Raw genomic sequence first — 9,427 nt, 5'->3', positions numbered from 1 at the left:
GGGTACCGGTGATCCGCGGACGCTGGGTGAGTACCGGTTGCTCGGACGTCTGGGTACGGGCGGGATGGGCCAGGTGTTCCTCGGCCGGACGCCGGAGGGACGGACGGTCGCGATCAAGCTGATCCATCCGCACCTGGCGCACGAGCCGGAGTTCCGCCGCCGGTTCCGGCAGGAGGTCGCGGCGGCCCGGCGGGTGTCGGGCGAGTGGACGATGCCGGTGCTCGACTCGGACACCGAGGGCGAGCTGCCCTGGCTGGCGACCGGGTTCGTGCCCGGGCCCGCGCTGACCCGGGTGGTGGAGGAGCTGCACGGCGCCCTGCCCGAGTTCTCGGTGTGGCGGCTGGCGGAAGGGCTGGCGAGCGCGCTCGACGCGATCCACGGCGTGGGCGTGCTGCACCGTGACCTCAAGCCTTCCAACGTGCTGCTCACCCTGGAGGGGCCGCGGGTCATCGACTTCGGGATCGCCCGCGCCGCCGACGCCAGCGTCGCCACCCGCACCGGGATCGCGGTGGGCTCGCCCGGCTACATGGCGCCCGAGCAGGTGCGCGGTGAGCGGCTGACCGAGGCGAGCGACGTGTTCGGTCTCGGCGCGGTGCTGGCGTACGCGGCCACCGGGACCGGCCCCTTCGGCGACCGGGACTCGGCGGCGCACACCCTGATGCACCGGGTGATCGCCGAGCGGCCGGACCTCAGGGGGCTGGCCGGGCCGTTGCGGGAGCTGGTGGAGCGCTGCCTGGACAAGGAGCCGACGCGACGGCCGACGCCCCGGGAGGTGGCGGAGGAGGCGGCCCGGCACGTGGACCCGGACGCCGAGGAGGGCGTGTGGCTGCCGGCCGCGCTCACCGCGTGGCTCGGCAAGGAGGCGGCCGGGCTGCTCGCGCTCGGCGGGCCGGAGGTCGTGGATCCGACGGCCGGGCCGCCGGAGCCGTCCGGCACGCCGTACAACATGCCGACGATGACGGCTTCTTCCGGGCCGCCGCCCCCGCCGCGGCAGCCCACCCCACCGCCGGCCCCCGCGCCGGCGTTGCCCGTGAGCTACCCGCAGCCGCAGCCGCAACCCCTGCCCGCGCCGTACGCGTACGGCACGCCGGTGCCGGCCGGCTCCACCGTGCCGATGCCCCAGCAGGGGATGGGCTACCCGATGGTGACCGGCGGGTACTTCGCGTACGCGCCCTTCGGCGTGGACGCCTACGGCAGGCCGTTGTCCAACAAGTCGCGGATCGCCGCCGGGCTGTTGCAGATCTTCCTGGGGAGCCTGGGGGTCGGCCGCTTCTACCTGGGCCACATCGGCATCGGTCTCGCCCAGTTGTTCACCTGCGGCGGTTTCGGGATCTGGGCGCTGATCGACGGGATCGTGCTGCTGGTGAGCCGCAACGCCACGGACGGGCAGGGCAGGATCCTGCGGGGCTGACCGGCTCAGCTCCGCGTCAGCGCGGCCGGGCCGCGCACGGCGTCGGCGAGCGCGGTGTCGCCGGTGACGGCGAGGCGGCCGGCGGCGACGGCGTCCTCGGCGGTCAGGGTGCCGGCGGCCAGCGCCCGGCAGGTGTCGGCGTCCAGTGCGAGGCGGGCGTCGGCCCACTCGACCGGGCCGTCCCGGTAGGCGAGTTGGCCGTCGGAGAGGAGCAGGTGGAAGGCGCCCTCGGGCAGCCGCACCTCGAGCACGCCCCGGTGTTCCGCGGCCAGCGGGCGCAGTCGGGCCATCAGGGGGATGGCGAACCAGTGGGCGCGCACCGCGTCCGTGGGGCGGCGATCGTCGAGCGCCGGGCCGCCCCACGCGGCGAGCGCGGCCAGCACCGGCAGCAACTCGCGGCCGTGCGAGGTGAGTTCGTAGGCATTGGCGGCGCCGCCCGCGGCGAGGGGGCGCCGGGTGACCAGGCCGTCGCGCTCCATCTCCCTGAGCCGGGAGGCCAGCACGTCGGTGCTGACGCCCGGCAGGTCGGCGTGCAGGTCCGTGTAGCGGCGCGGGCCGGCCAGCAGCTCCCGCACGATCAGCAGGGTCCAGCGGTCACCGATGGCGTCGAGGGCGCGGGCGATGGCGCAGTACTGGTCGTAGCTTCGGCGTGGCATGGCGATCAGTGTAGGAAGTTTTGGTTGGACTTTCCAAGTCATCACTTGGTAGAACCAAGTGGACGCACACGCCACAGGGAGGTCCGGCACCATGGAGTTCCGGCAGTCGAGCAAGCTCAGCCAGGTCCTGTACGAGATCCGCGGGCCGGTGATCGAGCACGCCAACGCGCTGGAGGAGGCGGGCCACAGCGTGCTGCGGCTCAACACGGGCAACCCGGCGCTCTTCGGCTTCGAGGCCCCCGAGGAGATCCTGCAGGACATCATCAGGACCCTCCCGCAGGCGCACGGCTACAGCGACTCCCGCGGCATCCTCCCGGCCCGCCGCGCCGTGGCCCAGCACTACCAGGAGCGCGGCATGACGGATGTCGGCGTCGACGACGTCTTCCTCGGCAACGGCGTGTCCGAGCTGGTGTCCATGGCGGTGCAGGCGCTCGTCGAGGACGGCGACGAGATCCTGATCCCGGCCCCCGACTTCCCGCTGTGGACGGCCGTGACGACGCTGGCCGGCGGCAAGCCGGTGCACTACCTGTGCGACGAGTCGTCCGACTGGTACCCGGATCTGGCCGACATGGCCGCCAAGATCACCGACCGCACCCGGGCCGTCGTCATCATCAACCCCAACAACCCCACCGGCGCGGTCTATCCACGCGAGATCGTGGAGGGCATCCTCGACCTCGCCCGCCGCCACCACCTGATGGTGTTCTCGGACGAGATCTACGACAAGATCCTCTACGACGACGCCGTCCACCGCAGCGCCGCGCTGCTCGCGCCCGACCTGCTGTGCCTCACCTTCAGCGGACTGTCCAAGGCGTACCGGGTGGCCGGCTTCCGCAGCGGCTGGGTGGTGGTCTCCGGGCCGCGCCAGCACGCCAGGAACTACCTGGAGGGCCTGACCACCCTGGCCTCCATGCGGCTGTGCGCCAACACCCCGGCACAGCACGCCATCCAGGCCGCGCTCGGCGGCCGGCAGTCCATCGAGGACCTGGTGCTGCCGGGCGGTCGGCTGCGCGAACAGCGGGACGTGGCCTGGGAGAAGCTCAACGAGATCCCCGGCGTCTCCTGCGTCAAGCCGAAGGGCGCGCTCTACGCGTTCCCCAGGATCGACCCCAAGGTCCACCCGATCGTCGACGACGAGCGGTTCGTGCTCGACCTGCTGCTCCGCGAGAAGATCCAGGTGGTCCAGGGCACGGGCTTCAACTGGCCGCGCCCCGACCACTTCCGCATCCTCACCCTGCCGCACGCCGACGTCCTGGAGTCCGCCATCAGCCGGATCGGCCGGTTCCTCGCCGGCTACCGGCAGGAGGCCGGCTGACCCCGTCGATCAGACGAACCGCAGGTGCGGCCGGCGGCGCAGCCGCGCCGTCGCGAGCGCCGCGGCGACGACGAGGAGCAGCAGCCCGTAGCCGGCGCCGTGCGCGAGCCCGCGCGCCAGGTAGTCGGCGGCCGTGCCGTCCACAGCGTAGGTGGCGATCTCCCGGCTGAACCAGAACGGCAACAGCCGCGCCGCCGGATCGGCCGGATCGAGCGTCATCTGCGTGCCGACCACCGTCAGCAGCACCAGCGTGCCCTCCATGTCGCGCGGCAGCAGCGCGGCGACGGCAAGACCGAACGGCGCGGCGACGGCGACCATCAGCGCCATGGAGAGGGCGACGGCGCCGTGCCTGACGTCCGGCTCGTCGAGGCGGATGAGCAGCAGATAGGGCGCGGAGACCGCGAGCCCGAGCAGCCAGAGCGCGAGCAGCCGACCGAGCACCAACTGGCGGGTGGCGTACCCGGAAAGCCGCAGCCGGGGTTCGAGCGCGCGGCTCGCGGTGCCGGTGAACAGCGCCGCGGTGCTCAGCGCCCAGCCGAGGCCGAGACAGACGAAGCGCACCGACTGCCCCAGGTGGTCGCCGCGCCGGGTGAGGTAGAAGGCCAGGGGCATCAGCAGCAGGATCAGCAGCACGCCGCGACGGCGCGCGATCTCGCGCAGCGTCATCTCCGCCACGGTGCGGGTCTTGGTCAGCACGCGGCCGCCTCCTTCGGCGTCAGGTCGAGAACGGTGTCCACCCGGTCGAGCTGGTTGAGCAGGTGCGTGACGAGCACGACCGCCCGGCCCGCGTCGCGCCAGCGCCACACCTGCTGCCAGAAGTCGAGGTAGCTGCCGCGGTCGAAGCCCTGGTAGGGCTCGTCGAGGAGCAGCACGTCGGGTTCGCCGAGGCCGGCCATCACCAGGTTGAGCTTCTGCCGGGTGCCGCCGGAGAGATGGCGGGCCTGGACGCGGGCGGCGCCGTCCCAGTCGAGCCCGGCGGCCGCGGCCCGGCCGGCGGCCCGCGCCCCGGCGCGGTCCATCCCGCGCCCGGCGCCCACCAGCACGAAGTGCTCGTCGGGGTGCAGGAAGTCGACGGTGCCGTGGGCCTGCGGGCAGTAGCCGAGGGTGCCCCGCACCCGCACCCGGCCGCGGTCGGCGCCGACGAGGCCGGCGCAGATGCGGAGGAAGGTGCTCTTGCCGCAGCCGTTGGCGCCGATCACCGCCGCCACCTGGCCGGCCCTGACCGTCAGGTCCACGTTCTCCAGCACGCGGCGGCGGCCGTACCGCTTGCCGATGCCGCGGGCGTCGAGGCGCACCTCGCCGGCCGGCGGGCGTGCCACGTCGGGTCTGGGGACCGTGCCGAGGCCCTCGGCCACGGCCCCCGCGTACTCCTCTGGCGCGCCGAAGGCCCGCAGCGGCGGCTCGCCGCTCTCCCGCAGGTGGGTGGCGGCCTCGGCGACCACGTGGCCCGCCTGCTCGGGGGCTATTCCGCGTCGGCTGAGCTCGCCGGCAAGCACGGCGAGCCACCTGTCCTGGTTCATCGGGGCAACACCTCTCGCATGACCGCATCGACGTCGGCGACGAACGCGGCCCAGCCGGCGGCCGATTCGCGCAGCACGCGCTGGCCCTCCGGCGTGAGCCGGTAGTACTTCCTGGCGGGGCCGGTCTCCCCGCCGCGCCATTCGGCGGTGATCAGGCCGGTCCGCTGCAGGCGCAGCAGCATCGGGTAGAGCGTGCCGCCCTGGACGGGTCCGAGGCCGGCCGAGCTCAACGCCTTGGCCAGCTCGTATCCGTAGGACTCCCGGCGGGCCAGCGTGGCCAGCACGCAGAGGTCCAGCACGCCCTTGAGCCACTGAGTGCGTCTCTCCTGGTGCACGAGGAGGAAGGTAGCACAGCAAGGTAGTTGGCCATGCAAGGTAGCCGCGATGACGCGTCGCGGCGCGGGGCTTTACGGCCCCCACCTTGTCGGGTACTGATCAATAAGTCTCAACAGCTTCGTCTCGATGAGGAGATGGGTGATGGGAGCGCTGACCAGACGTGCCCGGGCGACGATCGGGGTGGCCATCGCCGCCGCGGCGCTCGCCGCCTGCGGGGGATCCGACGCGGACGACGACGGGGGAGCCGTCCGCCTGACCATCTCGGCCAACGCGGTGCGCGACGGCAAGAACACCGAGGAGGCGGCCTGGATCGAGGACTGGGTGATCCCCGCGTTCGAGGAGGAACAGCGGGCCGCCGGCGTCGAGGTCGACGTCGAGTTCGAGCCGAGCGGCGTCGACGACGAGCAGTTCAAGACCCGGCTCGCGCTCGACCTCCAGGCCGGATCCGGGCCCGACATCATGACCCTGGACGGCATCTGGGTCGGCGAGTTCGCCCAGGCCGGCTACCTGGAGCCGCTGCCCGACACGGACTGGGACGGCTGGGCGCAGATCCCCGAGGCCGTCCAGCAACTCGCCGCCTACGACGACCAGTTGTACGGCATCCCGTGGGGCACCGACGGCCGGGTGCTGTTCTACAACCGGGAGCTGTTCGAGGAGGCCGGGCTGCCCGCCGACGACTGGCAGCCCACCAGCTGGGACGAACTTCTTGACGCCGCCGAGGCGTTGAGCGAACTCGACGACGTCACTCCGATCCAGCTCAACGCCGGCACCACCATGGGCGAGGCCACCACCATGCAGGGCCTGCTGCCGCTGCTCGCCGGCGCCGGCGAGGCCGTCCACGGCGACGCCGGCTGGACCGGCGCCAGCGAGGGACTCGTCGCCGCCCTCCAGCTCTACGCCGACGTCTACGGCGGCGGCCTTGGCGACCCCGTCCTCCAGCAGGAGGCGCAGGGCCGCGACCGGTCCTTCCAGATGTTCGCCGACGACGAGATCGGCATCCTCATCGAGGGCGACTACTTCTGGCGCAGCGTGCTCAACCCCGAGGGCGGCACCGCCCCGATGGCCGACCGCGACGAGACCGTCGGCTGGGCCCTCATCCCCGCCACCGCGCCGGGACGGGGCGTCGAGGGCCGGGACTTCGTCAGCATGTCGGGCGGCAGCGTGCGCGCCGTCAACCCCGCCAGCGAGCACGCCGAACTCGCCTACGAGCTGCTGACCTTCATGAACTCCGCCGAGGCCATCACCGCCGCCGCCCAGGAGAGCGCCCGGATCACCGCCCGCGAGGACGTCAACGCCACCGTGCTCGCCGACGACCCGATGCTCTCCTTCATCGCCGACGAGGTGTTGCCGCTGACCTCCTTCCGGCCGCCGCTCGCCGAGTACCCCCAGGTGTCGATGCTGCTCCAGGAGGCCACCGGCGCCGTCGCCGCCGGCGACCGCACGCCCCGGCAGGCCGCCGACGACTACGCCGCCGGCCTTGAGGAGGTCGTCGCCGGTGCCGGCTGACGCCGCCGGGCTCGGCAGGGCCCGCGCAGCGGCCTTCGTCGCGCCGGCCCTGCTGCTGATCGCCGGCTTCCTCGTCTTCCCCGCCCTGTGGACCGTCTACCTGGGCCTGACGGACTACCGGCTCACCGGCCTCGCCGCTGCCGAACCCGCCTTCACGGGCCTCGACAACGTCCAACGCGCGCTGGACGAGGAACAGTTCAGCCACTCACTCGGACTCACCCTCCAGTTCGTCCTCGGCTCGGCCGTGCTCGGGCAGGCCGTCCTCGGCTTCACCATCGCCTGGCTGCTGCGCGAACGACGCGGCGCGCTACGGCGGTTGGTCGAGGCGCTGGTGCTGCTGGCCTGGATTCTGCCGGGCTCCGTCGTCGCCTTCCTGTGGATCGCGCTGCTCGACCGCGAGGACGGCACCCTCAACGCGCTCCTCTCCACCCCCGGCACGGCCTGGCTGGTCGAGCACCCCATGGCGGCCATCATCGTCTTCAACATCTGGCGCGGCACCGCCTTCTCGATGATGCTCTACGCCGCCGCGCTCGGCTCCGTGCCACCCTCCCAGCTGGAGACCGCCCGCCTTGCCGGCGCCTCCGCCTGGCACCAGCTGCGCGACGTCGTGCTGCCCCGCATCCGGGGCCACGTCCTCACCAACCTGCTGCTGATCAGCCTCTGGACGTTCAACGACTTCACGCCCTTCCTGCTCACCGGCGGCGGCCCGGGCGACGAGACCGAGATCATGCCGGTCTTCATCTACAAGACCGCCCTGTTCAACGGCGAACTCGGCTACGGCGCCGCGCTCTCCGTGCTGATGCTGCTCATCAACCTGGTGATCGCGCTGGTCTACGTGCGGCTGCTGCGCCAACGGGAGCGTGCCGCATGAGCCCACGCGAACTCCTGGCCCGCGTCGGCCGCTACACGCTGCTCAGCCTCGTGCTCGCGTTCTTCGCGCTGCCCCTGCTGTGGCTGGCCACCACCCCCTTCGACCGCACCCCCGAGATCGCCGCCTCGCTCCCCGAGTTCACCCTGGCCAACGTCCGCGAGCTGCTGGACAACGAGAACGCGCTGCGCTCGCTGTGGAACTCCGTGCTGCTGGCCGCCGGCACCGGCGCCCTGGTGGTGACCCTGGGCGCGCTGGCCGCCTATGCCCTCAGCCGGGTCCGGCTCCCTGGCCGCGACGCCCTGCTGTACGCGCTGCTGCTGCTCTCCTCCATCGTCACCGGCACCGCCGCGATGGTGCCGCTGTTCAACCTCGCCTACGAACTCGACCTCATCGACTCGCAGCTGGGCGTCATCCTGGTACTCACCGGCGGGCTGCTGCCCAGCGCGATCTTCATCCTCAAGGACTTCACCGACGCCACGCCCGCCTCCTACGAGGAGTCCGCCCGCGTCTTCGGCGCCTCACCGCTACAGATCGTCCGGCACCTCGTCGTCCCGCTGATCAGGCCGGGCCTCGCCACCATCGGGGTCTGGTCGGTCGCCCAGGTGTGGGGCAACTTCCTCATCCCCTTCCTGCTGCTGCGCTCGCCGGAGAAGTCCCCCGCCGCGGTGGTGATGTACACCTTCTACACCGAGGGCGGCCAGCCGGACCTGGCCCTGATCTCGACCTTCTCGCTGCTCTACTCGCTGCCGGTGGTGCTGATGTTCCTGTTCGTCTCGTCCCGGTACGGGTTCCGCTTCCACGGAGGTATCAAGCGCTGATGGCGGCGATCGAACTGACCGGACTCACCAAGGACTACCCGGGCGGCGTCCGCGCCCTCGACTCCCTCGAACTGTCCATCGCCGACGGCGAGTTCTTCGCCCTGCTGGGCCCGTCCGGCTGCGGCAAGACCACCATCCTGCGCACCATCGCGGGCCTCGAACAGGCGACGGCCGGCACGGTCGCCATCGGCGGCGGCGACGTGACCCGGCTGCCGCCGGGGCGGCGCGACGTGGCCATGGTCTTCCAGGACTACGCGCTCTTCCCGCACATGACCGTCACCGACAACGTCGCCTACCCCCTGCGCATCCGCCGCGTGCCGACCGCCGAGCGGCGCGCCAAGGCGGCCGAGACGGCCGGCCACCTCGGCCTCACCAAGCAACTCGACCGGCGGCCAGGGCAGTTGTCAGGCGGGCAGCAGCAGCGGGTGGCCCTGGCCCGGGCGATGGCCTGCCACCCCAAGGTCTTCCTCTTCGACGAGCCGCTCTCCAACCTCGACGCCCGGATGCGCCTCGAAGCGCGGACCTTCCTGAAGCGGCTACAGCGGGAGCTGGCCGTCACCACCGTCTTCGTCACCCACGACCAGGCGGAGGCGCTGGCGCTCGCCGACCGGATCGCGGTGCTCTCCGACGGCCGCGTCCGCCAGGTCGGCACCCCGACCGAGGTCTTCCGTCGCCCCGCCAACACCTTCGTCGCCTCCTTCATCGGCTCCACACCGATGAACCTCCTCGCCGGCACGGTGACGGAGGACGGCCGCGTCCTCGTCGGCGAGGCGCGGCTGCCCGCGCCCCCGGCCCACCTGCCGGCGGGCACGCCGGTGGTCTACGGCATCCGCCCCGAGTACGTGCGGCTCGCCCCCGGTCCCGCGGACGACGCCGTCTCCGGCGAGATCACGGTCGTGGAGAACCTGGGCAGCGCCGAACTCCTCACGCTCGACACCCCCGCCGGCCCTCTCCAGGTCGTCGTCCCCGAGGACGTCGACGCCCGGCCGGGCACGAC

10 protein-coding genes are annotated in these 9,427 nt (G+C 72.5%); 6 read left to right on the top strand and 4 right to left on the bottom strand.

Annotated elements, in window-relative coordinates; all coding sequences use genetic code 11:
* On the top strand, window positions 1-1,411 hold a 1,411-nt coding region (locus tag E1265_RS38280; RefSeq protein WP_132933805.1), incomplete at its 5' end, for a protein kinase.
* Between the two features lie 5 nt (window positions 1,412-1,416).
* On the opposite strand, the gene E1265_RS28120 is transcribed toward E1265_RS38280, so the two are convergent.
* Window positions 1,417-2,067 (bottom strand): winged helix-turn-helix transcriptional regulator, encoded by a 651-nt coding sequence (locus tag E1265_RS28120; protein WP_132933804.1) that lies wholly within the window; start codon window positions 2,065-2,067, stop codon window positions 1,417-1,419.
* A gap of 91 nt (window positions 2,068-2,158) precedes the next feature.
* On the opposite strand from E1265_RS28120, the gene E1265_RS28115 reads away from it, so the two are divergent.
* The gene (locus tag E1265_RS28115) at window positions 2,159-3,379 is read left to right on the top strand and encodes a pyridoxal phosphate-dependent aminotransferase (RefSeq protein ID WP_132933803.1); all 1,221 of its coding nucleotides are present in this window, start codon (window positions 2,159-2,161) and stop codon (window positions 3,377-3,379) included.
* A 9-nt stretch (window positions 3,380-3,388) separates the two neighbouring features.
* Here the strand turns inward: E1265_RS28115 and E1265_RS28110 are convergent, their stop codons facing one another.
* From E1265_RS28110 to E1265_RS28100, 3 genes are read right to left on the bottom strand one after another with little or no spacing between them, the layout of a single operon-like run.
* Window positions 3,389-4,075, bottom strand: a complete 687-nt coding sequence (locus tag E1265_RS28110) for a hypothetical protein (RefSeq protein WP_243741166.1) — start codon at window positions 4,073-4,075, stop codon at window positions 3,389-3,391.
* A complete protein-coding gene (locus E1265_RS28105) occupies window positions 4,069-4,899 on the bottom strand; it encodes an ATP-binding cassette domain-containing protein (protein WP_132933802.1) in 831 nt (276 codons plus the stop codon). The genes E1265_RS28110 and E1265_RS28105 overlap by 7 nt, the downstream gene beginning before the upstream one ends.
* On the bottom strand, window positions 4,896-5,234 hold the full coding sequence (locus E1265_RS28100; protein WP_132933801.1) for a PadR family transcriptional regulator: 339 nt from the start codon (window positions 5,232-5,234) through the stop codon (window positions 4,896-4,898). The genes E1265_RS28105 and E1265_RS28100 overlap by 4 nt, the downstream gene beginning before the upstream one ends.
* Before the next feature lie 142 nt (window positions 5,235-5,376).
* On the opposite strand from E1265_RS28100, the gene E1265_RS28095 reads away from it, so the two are divergent.
* The 4 genes from E1265_RS28095 to E1265_RS28080 form a co-directional block, all read left to right on the top strand.
* Window positions 5,377-6,741 (top strand): extracellular solute-binding protein, encoded by a 1,365-nt coding sequence (locus tag E1265_RS28095; protein WP_132933800.1) that lies wholly within the window; start codon window positions 5,377-5,379, stop codon window positions 6,739-6,741.
* Window positions 6,731-7,612, top strand: a complete 882-nt coding sequence (locus E1265_RS28090) for a sugar ABC transporter permease (protein ID WP_243741165.1) — start codon at window positions 6,731-6,733, stop codon at window positions 7,610-7,612. The genes E1265_RS28095 and E1265_RS28090 overlap by 11 nt, the downstream gene beginning before the upstream one ends.
* Complete coding sequence (locus E1265_RS28085; RefSeq protein WP_132933798.1) at window positions 7,609-8,430, top strand: carbohydrate ABC transporter permease; 822 nt, start codon at window positions 7,609-7,611, stop codon at window positions 8,428-8,430. The genes E1265_RS28090 and E1265_RS28085 overlap by 4 nt, the downstream gene beginning before the upstream one ends.
* Window positions 8,430-9,427 (top strand): ABC transporter ATP-binding protein (locus E1265_RS28080; RefSeq protein WP_132933797.1); only part of this gene is annotated, 998 nt, incomplete at its 3' end. The genes E1265_RS28085 and E1265_RS28080, both read left to right, overlap by 1 nt.

Source organism: Streptomyces sp. 8K308 (assembly GCF_004348315.1).
Lineage (GTDB): Bacteria > Actinomycetota > Actinomycetes > Streptomycetales > Streptomycetaceae > Streptomyces.
This window is presented reverse-complemented; position numbering and strand designations above follow the sequence as displayed.